This window comes from Sphingopyxis sp. Root154 (assembly GCF_001427105.1).
Taxonomy (GTDB): Bacteria; Pseudomonadota; Alphaproteobacteria; order Sphingomonadales; family Sphingomonadaceae; genus Sphingopyxis.
On sequence record NZ_LMGI01000001.1, the window covers coordinates 930,882 to 947,534 of the forward strand.

The window sequence follows — 16,653 nt, forward strand, 5'->3', positions numbered from 1 at the left end:
TGAAATCAGGAGACCAGTCATGAAGTTCATCAAGAAGTTCGTTCGCGATACCAAAGCCGCCACCGCCATCGAATATGGCCTGATCGCGGCCCTCATCGCCGTCGCCGGTATCGCCGCGATGGGCGCAGTCGGCAACAGCGTCGGCAACACCTTCAACAAGGTTTCGACCGAGCTCAACAATAAGACGACCGCCACCCCGTAATCGGGTCGGCTTGCGCCGCTAATTGCGGTGGAAATCCGGAAAGGGCGGTGGAGCAATCCACCGCCCTTTTTCTTGCTCTCGCAGAAAGCAATTACCTGCTGGCGTACACGACAATCTTCACCCGCTGTCCCGGGGTCAGGCGGCTCGATGCCGTCAGGCGGTTGAGCACCTGGAACCGCTCGGTCTGATAATTGCTATAGGCCATTCGCCGCGCGAGGCTGGCGACCGTATCGCCGCGCCCAACGGTCACGACGTCGATCCGGCGCGGCCTGATCGCCGCCGCTTCCGCCGTGCTCAGCCGCCGGACGCTATTGAACATCGAATTGAACACGCTGCCGCCCCCCGCCTGCGTCAGCGTGACGAAGTGAAACGTGCTGTTGCGCGAAAATTCATAAGCGAAGACGGTGACATCGACCTGCCCCGACTGGGTATTCACCCGCGCGGTCGAATAGGATGCCGGGATGCCGTTGACCGTCGTGCGCTGGATCGTGCCCGGGCTGATCGACGCGTTGCCCGCCACCGCCCTGAACGCGGCGGCGATATAGGCGTTCATGTCGCCACTGTACGCGCCGGTCGTAAATTGCGCCTGCCCGCCATTGCCGCTGACCGACACCGCGTCGGCACCATTTTGCATGCCATAACCGTTCGGCACCGTGAACCGCAGCTTGAGGTCGGGATGCAGGAAATCGCGCCCCTCGACCACACCCTGCGCGGGATCGTCGCCGTAAAGCACATTATCGAGCGAAGCGAGGAACGCGTCGGCGTTGCGGGTGCCGCCGCTGCCGCCCGCCCGGCTCGCCAGCGTTTGCGCGTTGCGGACGCGCGACGCGGGATCGGGGTGGGTGCTCGCCCATTCGGGCAATGAGCGCGCATCGCCGCCCGACAGGCGCGCATCGAGCGTCGTCTGGTTGGCGAGGCTCGTCAGCATCGTCGACAGCGCCAGCGGGTCATAACCCGCGCTGCGCAGATACTGGACGCCGAGCTGGTCGGCCTGCAATTCCTGACTGCGCGAAAAGCCCAGCGTCGCGAGCTGCGCCACGCGCAGAGAGTTATTCTGGAGCAACCCCCCGAGGCCGCCGAGTAGCCCGCCATTATCGCCGATCGCCCCGCCCAGCACCGCGCCGAGCACGCCGAGGATCTGGTTGCGCGTCGCCGCCGACTGGCGCTTCTTGCTGTGCTGCGCCGCGACATGGCCGACCTCGTGCCCGAGCACGCCGGCGAGTTCGGCCTCGTCGTTCATCAGCGCCATGAGCTGGCGCGTGACATAGACATAGCCCCCCGGGATCGCAAAGGCGTTGTTCACCGGCGAATTCAGTAGCGTGACGGTAAAATCGCTGGGCGACCGCGACAGGCCCGACTGGACGGCGATATTCTGCCCGACGCGGTTCACATAGGTGGCCTGCGGGCCATTATAGGCTCCGCCGAATTCGGCCATCAGCTGCGGATGCGCGTCGGTGCCCTGTTTGCGTTCGGCGGGCGAAATGCTCGTTGCGGTCTTGACCGCCTTCAGCTGCGCGTCTGCGGCGCCGGTTAAGGCCAGGCTGCCGAGCGCCGCCGATGCCGCCAGCTTGATCGCCAGCCCGTTTTTCGTCTTCCCGGTCATTGCCGCGCCTCCCTTATGCTTCTGGTCCTCAGGGAATATCCCCGATTCACGACAAGGCAAGCCGCGCCATAGCCCGGACTTGTCATTGCCTTGATCGGGAACGCAAATGCGCGCGATCGGGTTCCGGTTCAGGCGCGACCCATGGAGAGGAATTTTTCCTCGCGCGCCGCGAGCAAGGTTTCGCGCGGCAATCCTGCGAGCGCGCCCAGCTCCTGCTCGATCGCATCGCCGAGCGCGGCAATCGCGACTTCGGGGGCGCGATGCGCGCCGCCGACGGGTTCGGTGACGATGCGGTCGATGACCTTCAGCCCCAGCAGGTCCTGCGCCGACATCTTCATCGCGGCGGCGGCGTCGGCCGCCTTGTCCGACGTGCGCCACAGGATCGACGCGCAGCCCTCGGGCGAAATCACCGAATAGACGGCATGTTCGAACATCAGCACGCGGTTCGCCGCGGCAAGCGCGATCGCGCCGCCCGAGCCGCCCTCGCCGACCACCGCGGCGACCATCGGAACGCCGAGCGCAAGGCATTGTTCGGTCGAGCGCGCGATCGCTTCGGCCTGGCCGCGCTCTTCGGCCTGAATCCCCGGAAAGGCGCCCGAGGTGTCGACCAGCGTCACCACCGGCAGGCCAAAACGGTCGGCGAGCTGCATCAGGCGGATCGCCTTGCGATAGCCCTCGGGCTTTGCCATCCCGAAATTATGTTTCATCCGCGACGGAATATCGTCGCCCTTTTCGTGGCCGATGACCATCACGCGGCGGCCGCGGAACCGCGCCATTCCGCCCAAAATCGCCTGATCGTCGCCGAAATTGCGGTCGCCGGCCAGCGGCATCCAGTCGTCGAACAGGCCGGCGACATAATGTTTGAAATGCGGGCGGTCGGGATGGCGCGCGACCTGCGTCTTTTGCCAGGGCGTCAGTTTCGAATAAATATCCCGGAGCAATTTCGAGGACTTGTCCTCGAGCTGCGCGATATCATTGTCGATGTTGAGCGTGGGGTCGTCCCCCATTTCGCGCAATTCGGCAATCTGTCGATCAAGCGCGGCGACCTGTTTTTCGAAATCCAGAAAGGCTGTCATAGGGGAGCGCTAGGACGAAGGCGGCGCAACGTCAACTTCGGGGTGGGCGCCATCTATCCGTGCCAGCGGATGCCGTTTGTTGACCAGCTCGACGAGGCGGCGGCTGTCGACATGCGTGTAAATTTCGGTCGTGGCGATGTCGGCATGGCCGAGCATCAATTGCAGCGCGCGCAGATCGGCCCCGCCCTCGAGCAGATGCGTGGCGAACGCGTGGCGCAGCACATGCGGGCTGATCGCGGTCGGATCGACCCCGGCACGACCCGCCAATTCGCGCAGCATCTGGAACAGTCGCACGCGCGAGATATGCGCCTTGCCCGATGGGAATAGCCAAGGTGAGCCATCGATGAGCAGCGGCACCCAGCGATCAAGCACGGCGCGCGCGCGTTCGGACAGCGGGACCAGCCGCTCCTTGTCGCCCTTGCCGCGAATGATCAGATATTCGCGCTCGCCAGTGAGCGCGCGGCGCGGCAGCGACACCAGTTCGCTGGCACGGAGCCCCGATCCATAGAGAAGTTCGAGCAGAAGCAACATCCGCACCGCGGCGGCGGGCGGCGCTTCTCCCGCCGCTTCCTCTTCGGCCTGCGCGAACAGCCGTTCGACATGGTCGTGGGTCAGGATGCGCGGCAGCGGGCGGCGCGTCGCGGGGCGGGCAATATCGAGCGCCGGATTGTCCGCCCGCTCGCCTTCATCGAGCAGGAAGGCGAAGAACTGGCGCAATGCCGACAGCTTGCGCGCCGCGCTGCTTGCCGCAAGCGACTGATAATCCGCCATCAATTTGCGCAAAGCCGTCGCGTCGGCGTCGGCCAGCCGGCCCTTCACCCACTCGGCCGCCTGTTCCAGATCGCGCCGATAAGCGGCAAGCGTGTTGCGCGAGGCGCCCCGCTCGGCCGCCATCATTTCGAGGAAGCGGTCGATCAGCGCCGCGTCAGACATCGCCGATGTCCGGCAGCATTATGGGCTCAGACACGCACCAGCGCTTCGGCCGCGATCATGCGCGCTTCGGACGCGAGGCCCACGTCGCGCAGTGCGCGGACGATATAATAGAGATGATAGGGCGGCACTTTCGACCACTCGCCCTGCATCCCCGCCGCAGCGAGAAGCGCCACCATGCCCGGCTCGCGGCGCTCGGCTGCGGCCATGATCGCGCGCGACCAGCGTGTCTGCTTGCCCAGATCGACCTCGAGATCGCTCGCCGCCGACGCTGCCGCGCTCGCATCGAGCCGCCCGAGGCCCGCGAGCCCCGCCAGCAGGAATTTCGATCGCAGCGTATCGGCGCTGTCGTCGTCGCCCGCAAACTGACCGACAGCGCCCGCGGTCATGCCCGTAAGCGGCCGCGGCGACCCCACCGCGAGCACGGCCCATGCGCGGCTGCCGACTGAAACGGTCGGAACCCACGCAATCGCATTTTCGTCATATCCGCCCGCGAGCATCGACCCCAGCAGCTGCCAGGGATCGCCGCCCACGTCGGTATTGACCGGCAAGGCTGCGGCGGCGCGTGCGGTAGCGACCATCGCGGCATAGCTTTGCGTCGGCGTGCCGCCCGCGCCCCACAGCTGCTGCATCGCAGCATAGCGGTCGGCGCCGGCCGCAAGGCGAAACGCGCCGCGCAGCCGATCGGTCTGGGTCACGATCGCCTCGGCGGGCTCTTCTTCGCTCGCCGCGGCGCTCAGGAGCGACACATAGGCCTCGCTCGACAGCACGCCGCGCGCGGCGGCTTCGGGCGCGGCTGCGACGCGGCTGGCCATGTCGGTCATCGGCGCAAGCACCGTCCAGCTTTTGATATTGGAGGGTGCCGCGGTGCGCAGCGGCTCGGGCACCGGGATCGCGGTCGCGGTCGCCATGCCGAAACGCCAGCTCGTCAGCCGGTCGACATTGTCCCACTCGATCGTCGTCGAGCGGCGCCCGGCGCCCGTTGCGCCAAGCACGCGTTCGGTCAGCAAGATGTCGAAGTTCGAGATTTTGCCGCTCGACCGCACGCGGCCGATCGCCCAGCCCGCCGGTCCGGCTTCGCCCGACAGCCCCGAACAGATGGCGGACGACAGGCGCCACGCCTGCTCGTCGCCATGCGCGAGACCCGCAGGGACATAGGGACACATGCCCGCCGGATCGGCGGTGGCGAGATAGGTTTGCTGCGCCGCGGCGACGAGGCGCGGGCTGGCACGGTCATAATCAACCGACTGGACGATCCAGCGCGCCGCGATCGATTCACCCATGCGAAGGAGCAGCGAGGCACGATCGGCCGCAAGGTCGGCGCCATTGATCGTGTCGGGGGTGTCGATCGCCGAGGCGAGCGAACGGCGAAGCAATATCTGGCCCCAGCGCGATGCGAACTGGCCGTTCGTCTTGCGCATGATCGCGGCGGCGTATTGGCCGCGTACGCCGAACGCATCGGGTGCAAGCCCGCCCGTTTCGGGCGTTAGCGGCCCGATACGCGTGAGCAGGCGGCGCGCGCCCGGCGGCAAGTCGTATTTCAGCCCGCCCGATTCGACCTCTCCACCGTCCTCGCCCTCTTCGCCGTTTTCGGCGGATGCGCTCGCGCTCGTGGTCCCGACCGTCGGCGCGACGGGCGGCGGGGCAGTTCCGTTAACCGGCGCCGATCCCGGCGTCGGCGTCGCGGTCGGCGACGGCGTGGGGGTCGGCCGCGGCGCGGGCGTCTCGGCGGGGTTGCCAAAGCCTTCGGGCAGCAGCGATTCCTGTGCGAGCGCGGGCAGGACCAGCGCGGCGGCAAGTGCGGTGCCCGAAAGGCCCAGCGTCAGCGAAAGCGTTTTCATCTTCATCGTGGAGCGCTTTCGGCAATCTTGTCGGTCACGTCCACCTCAATCATTCGCGGCTCGATCGGCCGGCCAAGGAACAGCAGCAACAGAAAGAACGCCACCAGCACCAGCGCCAGCACGATCAATCGTGCGATCCAGCGGCCTTTTCCCGATCTGCCCCGTGCGCGCAATATCCAATGCCTGCCGTTCGTCTCATTTGAACCGCAGCAAAACCATTGTTCCGCGCGGCCCCTTCGGTATAGCCGCGCGCACCATGTCGCGAAACCCGAAAAGCCCGGCTCCAGCAGTCCCCGCGTCGATCCGCGACCGGTCGATCGTGCTCGTCGGGCTGATGGGGTCGGGAAAATCAACGATCGGCCGCCGCCTCGCGCAACGCCTCGGCATGCGCTTCGCCGACGCCGACGACGAAATCGAACGCGCGGCAGGCATGACGATCTCCGATATTTTCGCGCGTTTCGGCGAGGCGCATTTTCGCGACGGCGAACGCCGCGTGATTTCGCGCCTGCTGGGCGAAAGGCCGATGGTGCTCGCGACGGGGGGCGGCGCCTTCGTCAATGAAGAGACGCGCGCCCTGATCCTTCAGGGCAGCCTCTGCATCTGGCTCGACGCCGACATCCCGACGCTCGTCGAACGCGTCGGCCGCCGCAGCCACCGTCCGCTGCTCAAGAATCGCGACCCCGCCGAGGTGCTGCGCGAACTGGCGGCGGTCCGCAATCCCATCTATGCCGAGGCGCATCTTCGCGTCAGTTCGGCGAGCACGCCGCACGACCATACGGTGCGAGCGATCTTCGAGGCCCTGTCAAAGTGGGAAGATCCGAAATGGAAAGCCTGACCGTCGAGCTGGGCAGCCGCAGCTATCCGATATTGATCGGCGACGGGCTGATCCGTGACATCGGCGCGCATGTCGCGCCGCTTCTGAAACGCCCGCGCACGATGATCGTCACCGACACGCATGTCGCCGGACATTATCTGACCCCGCTCGGCACCTCGCTCGCGATGGAGAATATCTCCTTCTCCTCCTTCGTGCTCGACCCGGGTGAAGGCACGAAGAGCTGGGCCGGGCTCGCGCGCCTGACCGAATGGCTGATCGGCGAAGGCGTCGAGCGCGGCGACCATGTCATCGCGCTCGGTGGCGGCGTGATCGGCGACCTCGTCGGCTTCGCGTGCAGCATCGTCAAGCGTGGCTGCAACTTCATCCAGGTGCCGACCACCTTGCTGGCGCAGGTCGACAGCAGCGTCGGCGGCAAGACCGCGATCAACGTGGCGGCGGGCAAGAATCTGATCGGCGCCTTCCACCAGCCCGCGCTCGTCGTGATCGACCCGACGACGCTCGAAACGCTGCCGCGCCGTGAACTCGGCGCCGGCTATGCCGAAGTCGTCAAATATGGCCTGATCGACGACGCCGGTTTCTTCGCCTGGTGCGAGGAGCATGGCGCGGCGCTGCTCGCGGGCGACAGCGAAGCACGCCACAAGGCGATCGCGCACAGCGTCGCCGCCAAGGCGCGCATCGTCGCCGCCGACGAGCGCGAGACGCAGGATATCCGCGCGCTGCTCAACCTCGGCCACAGCTTCGGCCATGCGCTCGAGGCCGAAACGGGCTATTCGGACCGGCTGCTCCATGGCGAAGCGGTCGCGGCGGGCATGGTCCTCGCACACCAGTTTTCGGCCGCGAACGGCCTTTGCCCCGCGGCCGATGCCGAACGCGTGCGCTCGCATCTCGCCAGCGTCGACCTGCCGCACAGCCTCGCGAGTGCGGGCGTCAACAGTGATGGCGCGACCCTCGCGGGGCACATGGCGCACGACAAGAAGGTGCGCGGCGGCAAGCTGCCGCTGATCCTGACCCGCGGTATCGGACAGAGCTTCGTCACCGAAGACTATGGACTCGATGCCGTCGCGGCGTTCCTCGACGGCCAGGCGTCAGTTCATCGCTGACGCCTGCTCGCTTTCCTCGTCCTTCGGATCGTCTTTCAGCGCCTTCGCCGCCAGACGCCGCAAACGGAATTTCTCAAGCACGCTTTCGGCCTCGCGACCGCCGCCCGGTTTGAAGCGATGGTCCATGCCCGCCGAAATATCGCCCTCGTCGATCTGTGCCTGCAGCCGCGTCTCGTCGAGATGGCGCAAGGTCGCCTCGACATCTTCCATCTCGCGCGGATCGACGTCGAGATAGCGCAGCGCCGTGAGGCCCATCGCGACCGAACTTTCAAAGACCTCGCGAATGACCCCGTCGACCCCGGCCCCCTCGATCGCGAGCAACTGGCGGCGATCGAATACGCGCATCAGGACTTTCGCATTCGGAAACGCATCGACGACCGGTTTCAACGCCGCGGCATCGACCGAGGCATCGTCGATGCAAAAGATGATCAGCCGCGCCTCATCGGCGCCCGCGCGGCGCAGCAGGTCGACGCGCAGCCCGTCGCCGAAATAAACCTTGGTATCGAAGCGGCTCGACAGCTCGATCTGGCTCGGCTTCTTGTCGATCAGCGTGACTGAACAGGCAACGCCATGCAGCATCTGCGACACGATCTGGCCGAACCGTCCATAGCCGACGACGATCGCCGACCCGCGCGGCGCACCCGCCGGATCGTCGAGGTCGAACGGCTCGGCGGCGGGCGAAAATTCGAGGTTGCGCGCGAACAGCATCAGGAACGGCGTCGTCACCATCGACAGCGTCACCACCGCGCTGAACAGGCTCGCCGCTTCGGGCTGGATCAGCAGCGCGTCGGCCGCCTGCGCGAACAGCAGGAAACCGAACTCGCCGCCCTGGCTCAGCAACAGGCCGAGCCCGAGCGCCACCGGCCACGGCTTGCCGAACAATTTCACGATCAATGTGAGGACAACGACCTTCACGGCAACGAGCCCGAGCGCGAGCCCGAGGACGAGCAACGGCCGCTCGATCACCGCCCCGACGTCGAGCACCATGCCGACGGCCAGGAAGAAGAGGCCGAGCAGGATCAGGCGGAAGGGCTCGACATCCGATTCGATCTCGTGCCGATAAGGCGAGTCGGCGAGCATCACCCCGGCGATGAACGCGCCGAGCGCGGTCGACAGGTGCAGGCTGTGCATCAGCGCCGCGCTCGCTAGGATGGTGAGCAGCCCGACGACGACGAACAGCTCGCGTTCGCCATAGCGTCCGATGATCCGGAGCAGCGGATTGACCACGAAGCGGCCCGCGAGAACGAGCACGACGATCGCCCACAAGGTGAAGAAGGCCATTTGCCACCCCGGCGGCGCCGACGGATCGGCGGGCGCGCGCGACAACACGGCGACGATCGTGATCATCGGTACGAGCGCCAGATCCTGGAACAGCAGGATCGAGAAGGCTTTCTCGCCAAAGGGCGAATTGATCCGTCCCGAGCTTTTGAGCCCCGGAAGCACCTGCGCGGTCGACGACAGCGCAAGCGGCAGACCGAGCGCGAGCGAGGCCGCGGGGCTGAATCCCAAAGTCAGATGGATGAGCCCGGTGAGCACGAGCCCGGTCACGACCACCTGCGCCAGGCCAAGCCCGAAGATCGCGCGGCGCATGTCCCAGAGCCGCCGCGGCGACAATTCGAGCCCGACGAGGAAAAGCAGGAAGGCGATCCCGAGTTCAGCAAAGGCGAGCTTCGATTCGCCGCCGCCGACCAGCCCGAGCCCGTGCGGGCCAACGACTGCGCCCGCGATCAGGTAACCAAGCACGGCGCCGAGCCCGAGCCGGCGGAAAATCAGTACGAACAAAGTCGCAACGCCGAGCAGGATCGCGCCTTCGACCAGCGCGGTATCGGTTGCGGTCTCCGCGACTTTCCCGGCGGCTTCTGCGGCAGCCGCCGTGAGCGCGAGCAGCGTCATGCCGCTGCCGCCTGATCCTCAAGCGCCGCGATGGCGGCGTCGAAGGGCAGCAGGATCGCGCCGTGGCGCGCCGGATAGCCCTGCGCCGGCGCGAGCAGGTCGAAACCCGGCCAGTCGGGCTGTGCGTCCGCGCCCGCGAACCAGCTGGCGATCCCGTCGCGCGCGGCGCGCAGTTCGGTTAGGCCGAGCCCCGGCGCGTGGCGCGCAAGCAATGCCGCCGATGCCTGCCCCAGCGCGCACGCCTCGACATGCATGCCGACGCGCGTCACGCGGCCCGCATCGTCGGTATCGAGATCGAGAATGATCGCGCTGCCGCACAGCGGCGCGCGCTTGCTCACGCGGTGGCGCGCATCGGCGATCGGCAGATATTCCGCGGTCGCAACCGCCAGCGCCAAAATGTCGCGATTATAGAGCGGCGCACTCATGGCTTTTCGGCCTTGGCTTCGGCCTCGCGCGCTTGTGCGCGGCGCTCGGCAATGACCTTGCTCATCGCGCTGCTCGTTGCATTGAGCGCCGGATAGGTGCGGCTGTCGGTCATCCATGCGGGGCGCTGCATAACGCCATACCCTATATCATAGAGCAACGTGACGAGCATGAAGCCGATCGAGGCGATCAGCAGGCCCTTCACCGCACCGAAACCCGCGCCCAGCCCGCGATCGAACCCGCCGACCAGCGACGCGCGGCTGCGCTGCCCCATCGCGCGCGATCCCCATTTGGCGAGCGCGAACACCCCGCCGAAGAGCAGCACGAAGGCGAGCGCCGCGGCGCCCCCCTCGGTCCCGACCCAGCCCGCGAGCAGCTCGGTCATAAGCGGGTGAAAGAAACGCACCGCCGCGATCGCGAGGATCCACGCGAGCAGCGTCGTCACCTCCTGCACGAGGCCGCGCGAAAAACCGAGCACCGCGCCGCCGCCAACCAGCACCAGCACGACGATATCCAGAGCCGTCAGACTTCCCATTCGCCGGTCGCTAGTCGCGCCCGAGCATCAGGTCAACGAGTTCGCCGAGGCGTTCAAAACCCGTGACCGAAATCCCGCCGACCGCTTTCATGCCCTTGGGACCCCAGCCGCGCGAAAAACCGAGCTTCGCCGCTTCGCGCAGTCGCAGCCCGTCGTGCGAAACCTGCCGCACTTCGCCCGACAGCGACAGCTCGCCGAATACGATTGCGTCGGCGGGCACCGGGCGCTCGCTGAACGCCGAAATCAGCGCCGCGGCGACCGCAAGGTCGGCGGCGGGATCGGTGAGCCGATAGCCCCCCGCGATGTTGAGATAGACCTCGGCCGCGCCCATCTGCAGCCCGCAGCGCGCTTCCAAGACTGCGAGCACCATCGCCAGCCGTCCGCTGTCCCAGCCGACCACAGCCCGGCGCGGTGTCGCGCCGCTCGCCAGCCGCACGGTGAGCGCCTGCACCTCTACCAACACTGGCCGCGTGCCCTCCAATGCCGGAAACACCACCGATCCCGGCACATCAAGGCTGCGGTCGGTCAGGAACAGGCTCGACGGGTTGCTGACTTCGCCCAGCCCTTCCTCGCCCATCGCGAACACCCCGATTTCGTCGGTGCCGCCAAAGCGGTTCTTCACCGCGCGCAGGATGCGATATTGGTGGCTGCGCTCGCCCTCGAACGCCAGCACGGTATCGACCATATGCTCGAGCACGCGCGGCCCCGCGATCGTCCCGTCCTTGGTGACGTGCCCGACGAGCACGATCGCGGCATCGCTGTCCTTGGCATAACGGATCAGTTCCTGCGCGCTCGCGCGCACCTGACTCACCGTCCCCGGCGCGCTGTCGATCAGGTCGCTATGCATCGTCTGGATCGAATCGATCACAACGAAATCGGCCGTCTGCTTGTCGAGCGTCGCCAATATGTCGCGCACCGATGTCGCGCTGGCGAGCGCCACGGGTGCATCGCCGAGCCCCAGCCGCTGCGCGCGCAGCCGCACCTGCGCCGCCGCTTCCTCGCCGCTGATATACACCACCGACTTGCCCGCCTTTGCGAGCCTTCCGGCCGCCTGCAGCAGCAAGGTCGACTTGCCGATCCCCGGATCGCCGCCGATCAGCGTCGCCGACCCCGCGACGAAACCGCCGCCGAGCGCGCGATCGAATTCGGCGATCCCGCACAGCATGCGGTCGGGCATCTTGCTGTCGGCGTCGAGCGTTTCGAGCGCGATTGTACGCCCGCCGCGGCTGAGGTCGTGCTTGGCGGAAAACACGGTTTCACCCGCTTCCTCAACGAGCGTGTTCCACTCGCCGCAATCGGCGCACTGGCCCTGCCAGCGATAGGTTGCGGAACCGCAATTCTGGCAGACATATTGACGTTTCGCTTTAGCCATGCGTTCGCGCATAATCGGAACAAAGACGGAACGCCAGAGGTTTCGGGTTTAGGCTCGGTCGAAAAGCAGAACCCCGCCGCCGCCGATAACCGTCAGGCCCCGCACCAAGCGATCGGCGCCGCGATCGAACGACAGCTGCAACGTCCCCGCCGGAATATAGGCATCGGGCACCACGAAACGGGTGCTCGTTACAGCGACCAAGGTACGCGATTTTCCTTTCGCCGTCATTTGCAGACCTTGCGCAGCCAGACCGATCTCGAGGCTTTCTGCACTAAAGCTCGTATCGAGAATGCCGGCCAGCGTCCGGCTATGATCCAGCCGCCGTTCATAGGTGCCGGTGAAGCTTTCGGTCAGACTGGTCGCCGCGATCGGCCCGGTCTGCACCGACCAGTCGCCCGGCCATGACAGCGCATCGGAAACCGCGTTGCGGATTTCATCGCCCAGCACGTCGCCGTTGGCACCGTTCGTCAAAATCACCAGACCGTCGCCCGAGGCAAGATTGCCTTCGATATAAGCCTTGTAGCTGTCGTTCGCCCCCGCATGATGGAAAATACGCGCGGCGCCTTCGCCGGCCAGGCGCGGCCCCAGACCGAAAGGCCCCGGTGAAACCGCCGTCATCATATCGAGCGCCAGATCCTGCGGCAGAAAGCCGCCCGGCGCCCGGTAGCTCGCGCCCAGCGCAAGGACGAGACGGGCGAGGTCGCCGGCGGATGTCCAGAGGCCCGACGGCGCCAGCTCGGGGAAACTCTGCCAGCCGCGCGGAAGCGCCACCGCTTTGCCGTTGCCGTCATGGGCATGCGCAATATCGGTCGTATCGTCTGCCGGGGCGGCATCGAACCGGCTGCGCATCATGCCAAGAGGAGCGAACAAGTAACGCGACGCCGCTGCGTTGAACGACAGGCCCAGCGCATCCTCGATGACCGCCTGCACGACCATATAGCCGCCGCCCGAATAGCGCGACCGCGTCCCCGCCGGGTCGATCCGCGTCACCGCCTTATTGATTGCAGGTGCGGCGCCATCGAGCGTCTGGACGAGCGTCGGCAGAGGTGCTCCCGGAACAAGGTCCTCGAAACCATGCACGCTGAAACCTGCGGTGTGCGAAAGCAGCATCCGCAAGCTGATCGCCACGCTATCCCCGGCAGGACCCGGGGGAATCCGCCAGCGCTTCAGCCAGTGGTCGACGTTGCGATCGAGGTCCAGAAGCCCCAGCGACACGAGCTTCAGGCAGAGCGCGGCGGCGGCAATCTTGCTGACCGATCCGACCGAAAAGAGCGTATCGCGCCCAACCGGTGAAGTCCGTCCGGCGCTTCGGATGCCATAGCCCGTCACGCTGGCGATTTCGCCCTTGCGCAGAATGGCGATAGCGACCCCCGGAACGCGACCGTGCGCCATTCGTTCGGCGAGCGACCAGCGCTCGGTCCCGGTATGAACCGTCGGCCGAAGCAGCAATTCAAAAATGTCGCGCGTTTCAGAAGCCTCCGCCCGATGAGATGGCAAAAGACCGGCGAGCGGCAAGGTCAGGCTTCCGGCGAGAATTTGGCGTCGTTCGAGAAAGGGCATAGCAATACCACCGTGTGTCGGCAGCGCCCGCCTGTTGTCCTTCCAACGCCGATCCGGTGCCCTAATCGGCGCGTCTGTGTGCCCGCCAGTGACGAGCGCACGTCAGTTCCATGCACAGCGACGGCCCGCTCGTCAATTGTGCGTGGCCGCCCATCGGCCTGTTTGGTCTCGGCGGCGGGAGGGCTATAGGCGGAACGACGAATCGCTCGCACAAGGAACGCCCCGCGCCATGAAATTCTTCGCCGACACCGCCGAAATCGCCGACATCCAGGAACTCGCCGCGACCGGCCTGCTCGACGGCGTCACCACCAACCCGTCGCTGATCGCCAAGTCGGGCCGCGATTTCAAGGAAGTGACCCGCGAAATCTGCGCGCTGACCACCGGCCCCGTGTCGGCCGAGGTCGTCGCGCTCGACCATGCGACGATGATGAAAGAGGCGGAAATCCTCCGCAAGATCGCGCCGAACGTCTGCATCAAGGTGCCGCTGACAATCGACGGGCTCAAGACGTGCAAGGCGCTGACCGGCGACGGCACGATGGTCAATGTCACGCTCTGCTTCTCGGCCGCGCAGGCTTTGCTCGCCGCCAAGGCCGGCGCCACCTTCGTTTCGCCCTTCGTCGGCCGTCACGACGACAATGGCTTCGACGGGATGCAGCTCATCTCCGACATCCGCCTGATCTACGACAATTACGGCTATGAGACCGAGATCCTTGTCGCAAGCGTGCGTCACGGCATCCATGTGCTCGAAGCCGCGAAGATCGGCGCCGACGTGATGACCGCGCCGCCGTCGGTGATCAAGGGGCTGTTCAAGCATATCCTGACCGAAAAGGGCATCGAAGGCTTCCTCGTCGACTGGGCGAAGACCGGACAGTCGATCTGAGACACGCCTGACGCTCTTAGCAGTTGACGTAAACGTTAAGTCATCGCGATACTCGCCCGAAAGGGAGAGATTCGCGATGACCGACACCACCATCCTCACCGAACGCCGCGGACATGTGCTGATCGTCACGATCAACCGGCCCGAAGCGCGCAACGCGGTCAACGCCGCGGTCCATGGAGGCATCGGCACTGCGCTGGACGAAGCCGAAAACGACCCCGAAATCCGCGTCGTCGTCGTCACCGGGGCGGGCGACAAGAGCTTCTGCGCGGGCGCCGACCTTGTCGCGCTGTCGCGCGGCGAAAGCCTTTACCCCGACGATCCGGCGCAGCAGGCATGGGGTTTTGCCGGCATGGTCTCGCACCCGATCTCGAAACCGATCATCGCCGCAGTCAACGGCTTCGCTTTCGGCGGCGGCTGCGAAATCGCGCTGATGAGCGACATCATCGTCGCCGCCGACCATGCGCAATTCGGCCTGCCCGAGGTCAAGGTCGGGCTGTTCGCCGCGGCGGGCGGCGCCTTCCGCCTCGCCCAGCAGCTGCCGAAGAAGCTCGCGATGGAATATATGCTCACGGGCGATCCGATCCCCGCCGCACGCGCCGCCGAATTCGGGCTGGTCAATCATGTCGTCCCGCTCGCCGACCTGCTCCCCACCGCACTCGCGCTCGCCGAAAAGATCGCCGCCAACGCGCCGCTTTCGGTGCAGGCGTCGAAGCGCGTCGCGCTCGGCATCGACGAGGGCCGCATCGCCGCCGACGCGCCCTATTGGGAGCACAACACCCGCGAACGCGGCGTGCTGATGCGCAGCGAAGACGCACGCGAAGGCCCGCTTGCCTTCGCCGAGAAGCGCAAGCCGGTGTGGAAGGCACGCTGAACATGGTGATGACCGACCCCGAGCGCATTCCCGTCATCATAGGGGTCGGACAGGTCAACGACCGGCCCGAGGACCCCGACCAAGGGCTCGACTCGCTCGGGCTGATGGTCGCGGCGCTCAAGATCGCCGATGCCGATGCCGGGGGCGGGCTGCTTGCAGAACTCGACAGCCTCGCGATCGTCGACCAGATCAGCTTCCACAGCCTCGGCAAGCTGTGCGATCCCCTCGCCGCCGCGATCGGCGCCAATCCCGCGGTCAACTACCAATCCGCCGCCCCGCACGGCGACACGCCCGTCCGCCTGCTCAACGAAGCCGCGAACCGCATCGGCGCGGGCGAGGTCAGGCTCGCTGCCATTGTCGGCGCGGAGGCGCTGCGCACCGCCGCAGGCCGCGCGGCCAAGGCCGCGAGCGGCGAGGACAAGAGCTATAACGCGATCCGCAAGGTTGCGACGCGGCGCGAACCGAACTACGCCCAGCTTCACGGGCTGGCGGCGCCGGTTGACGTCTATCCGCTCTATGAAAACGCGACGCGCGCGGCGTGGGGCCAAAGCCTCGCCGAAGCCCAATTCGAAAGCGCCGAAATCTGGTCGCGCTTTTCCGAGGTCGCGGCCGGAAACGACGGCGCGTGGATCCGCAACCCGGCTTCGCCCGAGGATATTCTGGAGGTCAACGAACGCAACCGCCCGATCGCCTTCCCCTATTCTAAACTGATGGTCGCCAACTCTTCGGTGAACCAGGGCGCGGGCTTCATCGTCGCGAGCCTCGCCGAGGCGTGGCGCCGCGGCATCCCCGAGGACCGCCTGATCCATATCGGCATGGGCGCGGCGGCAAAGGAGCCGCCAAGCATCCTCCACCGCGACCGTTACGACGGCAGCGTCAGCATGGAGACCTCGATCGCGCGTACGCTCGAACTGAACGCGATGACCGCCGCGGATTTCGATTTCGTCGAGCTCTACAGCTGCTTCCCGTGCGTCCCCAAGATGGCGCGGCGGATCCTCGGCTGGCCGTGGGACCGCCCCGCAACGGTGTTCGGCGGCCTCACTTTCGGCGGCGGGCCGATCGCGAACTATATGAGCCACGCGATCGTCTCGATGGTCGACAAGCTCCGCACCGAAGGCCGCTATGGCTTCCTCTTCGCCAACGGCGGCTTCGCGACCGACAATCATTGTATCGTGCTCGGAAGCCAGCCGATCACCGCCGCGAGCTTTCCGCAGGATTTCGACTATCAGACCGAAGCCGAGGCGAAGCGCGGGCCGGTGCCGGAACTGGTCGAGGAATATGCCGGCCCGGCGACGATCGAGAGCTATACGGTGTTTTATGCTCGCGACGGGGAGCCGAAAGCAGGCGTTGTCGTCGCACGCACGCCCAACGGGAAGCGCACACTCGCGCATGTCGATGTCAGCGACGCGGCGATGCTGGCATTCCTGACCGACGGCACGCGGGAGCCGGTTGGCGCCGCGGGTCAGGTCGTCGCCCTCGCAGAAGGCTTCGGCTGGCGCGCGACCTGATCTCCCCTCCCATTTATGGGAGGA

The 16,653-nt window shown here is 66.4% G+C and carries 16 protein-coding genes; 6 read left to right on the forward strand and 10 right to left on the reverse strand.

The genetic code is table 11. The features are described 5' to 3' along the window. The first annotated feature begins 19 nt into the window (after positions 1 to 19). Positions 20 to 202, forward strand: a complete 183-nt coding sequence (locus tag ASD73_RS04100; protein WP_056368911.1) for a Flp family type IVb pilin — start codon at positions 20 to 22, stop codon at positions 200 to 202. A gap of 91 nt (positions 203 to 293) precedes the next feature. On the opposite strand, the gene ASD73_RS04105 is transcribed toward ASD73_RS04100, so the two are convergent. The 5 genes from ASD73_RS04105 to ASD73_RS23410 all read right to left on the reverse strand — a co-directional run bounded on the left by ASD73_RS04105 (position 294) and on the right by ASD73_RS23410 (position 5,780). Then, a complete protein-coding gene (locus ASD73_RS04105) occupies positions 294 to 1,805 on the reverse strand; it encodes a M48 family metalloprotease (protein WP_056368909.1) in 1,512 nt (503 codons plus the stop codon). 128 nt (positions 1,806 to 1,933) lie between these two features. Beyond that, positions 1,934 to 2,881, reverse strand: coding sequence for an acetyl-CoA carboxylase carboxyltransferase subunit alpha (locus tag ASD73_RS04110; RefSeq protein WP_056368907.1), 948 nt, complete (start codon positions 2,879 to 2,881; stop codon positions 1,934 to 1,936). A 9-nt stretch (positions 2,882 to 2,890) separates the two neighbouring features. Beyond that, positions 2,891 to 3,814, reverse strand: coding sequence for a tyrosine recombinase (locus ASD73_RS04115; RefSeq protein WP_056368905.1), 924 nt, complete (start codon positions 3,812 to 3,814; stop codon positions 2,891 to 2,893). Between the two features lie 26 nt (positions 3,815 to 3,840). Then, the gene (locus tag ASD73_RS04120; protein ID WP_056368903.1) at positions 3,841 to 5,658 is read right to left on the reverse strand and encodes a hypothetical protein; all 1,818 of its coding nucleotides are present in this window, start codon (positions 5,656 to 5,658) and stop codon (positions 3,841 to 3,843) included. Further along, positions 5,655 to 5,780 carry a hypothetical protein gene (locus tag ASD73_RS23410; RefSeq protein WP_268800058.1) on the reverse strand — a complete coding sequence of 42 codons (126 nt, stop codon included), beginning with the start codon at positions 5,778 to 5,780 and terminating at the stop codon, positions 5,655 to 5,657. Before ASD73_RS23410 ends, ASD73_RS04120 begins: the two co-directional genes overlap by 4 nt. Before the next feature lie 128 nt (positions 5,781 to 5,908). Between ASD73_RS23410 and ASD73_RS04125 the strand changes: the two genes are divergently transcribed. Continuing rightward, the gene (locus ASD73_RS04125; protein WP_056370312.1) at positions 5,909 to 6,487 is read left to right on the forward strand and encodes a shikimate kinase; all 579 of its coding nucleotides are present in this window, start codon (positions 5,909 to 5,911) and stop codon (positions 6,485 to 6,487) included. Further along, a complete protein-coding gene (gene aroB, locus ASD73_RS04130; RefSeq protein WP_056368901.1) occupies positions 6,475 to 7,587 on the forward strand; it encodes a 3-dehydroquinate synthase in 1,113 nt (370 codons plus the stop codon). Before ASD73_RS04125 ends, aroB begins: the two co-directional genes overlap by 13 nt. On the opposite strand, the gene ASD73_RS04135 is transcribed toward aroB, so the two are convergent. From ASD73_RS04135 to ASD73_RS04155, 5 genes are read right to left on the reverse strand one after another with little or no spacing between them, the layout of a single operon-like run. Beyond that, the gene (locus tag ASD73_RS04135; protein ID WP_056368899.1) at positions 7,573 to 9,480 is read right to left on the reverse strand and encodes a cation:proton antiporter domain-containing protein; all 1,908 of its coding nucleotides are present in this window, start codon (positions 9,478 to 9,480) and stop codon (positions 7,573 to 7,575) included. The genes aroB and ASD73_RS04135 overlap by 15 nt on opposite strands. Then, the gene (locus tag ASD73_RS04140; protein WP_056368897.1) at positions 9,477 to 9,905 is read right to left on the reverse strand and encodes an iron-sulfur cluster assembly scaffold protein; all 429 of its coding nucleotides are present in this window, start codon (positions 9,903 to 9,905) and stop codon (positions 9,477 to 9,479) included. Before ASD73_RS04140 ends, ASD73_RS04135 begins: the two co-directional genes overlap by 4 nt. Beyond that, positions 9,902 to 10,438, reverse strand: a complete 537-nt coding sequence (locus tag ASD73_RS04145; protein ID WP_082521349.1) for a CvpA family protein — start codon at positions 10,436 to 10,438, stop codon at positions 9,902 to 9,904. Before ASD73_RS04145 ends, ASD73_RS04140 begins: the two co-directional genes overlap by 4 nt. Before the next feature lie 10 nt (positions 10,439 to 10,448). Then, positions 10,449 to 11,810: a DNA repair protein RadA gene (gene radA / locus ASD73_RS04150; protein ID WP_056370310.1), complete on the reverse strand. Its 1,362-nt coding sequence runs from the start codon at positions 11,808 to 11,810 to the stop codon at positions 10,449 to 10,451. Positions 11,811 to 11,858: 48 nt separating this feature from the next. Next, positions 11,859 to 13,202: a serine hydrolase domain-containing protein gene (locus tag ASD73_RS04155; protein WP_162248131.1), complete on the reverse strand. Its 1,344-nt coding sequence runs from the start codon at positions 13,200 to 13,202 to the stop codon at positions 11,859 to 11,861. Between the two features lie 397 nt (positions 13,203 to 13,599). On the opposite strand from ASD73_RS04155, the gene fsa reads away from it, so the two are divergent. The 3 genes from fsa to ASD73_RS04170 all read left to right on the forward strand — a co-directional run bounded on the left by fsa (position 13,600) and on the right by ASD73_RS04170 (position 16,629). Continuing rightward, entirely contained in the window at positions 13,600 to 14,250 is a 651-nt protein-coding gene (gene fsa / locus ASD73_RS04160) for a fructose-6-phosphate aldolase (protein WP_056368892.1), read from the forward strand. A 76-nt stretch (positions 14,251 to 14,326) separates the two neighbouring features. Next, positions 14,327 to 15,121 carry a crotonase/enoyl-CoA hydratase family protein gene (locus tag ASD73_RS04165; protein WP_056368890.1) on the forward strand — a complete coding sequence of 265 codons (795 nt, stop codon included), beginning with the start codon at positions 14,327 to 14,329 and terminating at the stop codon, positions 15,119 to 15,121. A gap of 2 nt (positions 15,122 to 15,123) precedes the next feature. Further along, positions 15,124 to 16,629, forward strand: coding sequence for an acetyl-CoA acetyltransferase (locus ASD73_RS04170; RefSeq protein WP_056370308.1), 1,506 nt, complete (start codon positions 15,124 to 15,126; stop codon positions 16,627 to 16,629). Positions 16,630 to 16,653: the final 24 nt, after the last annotated feature.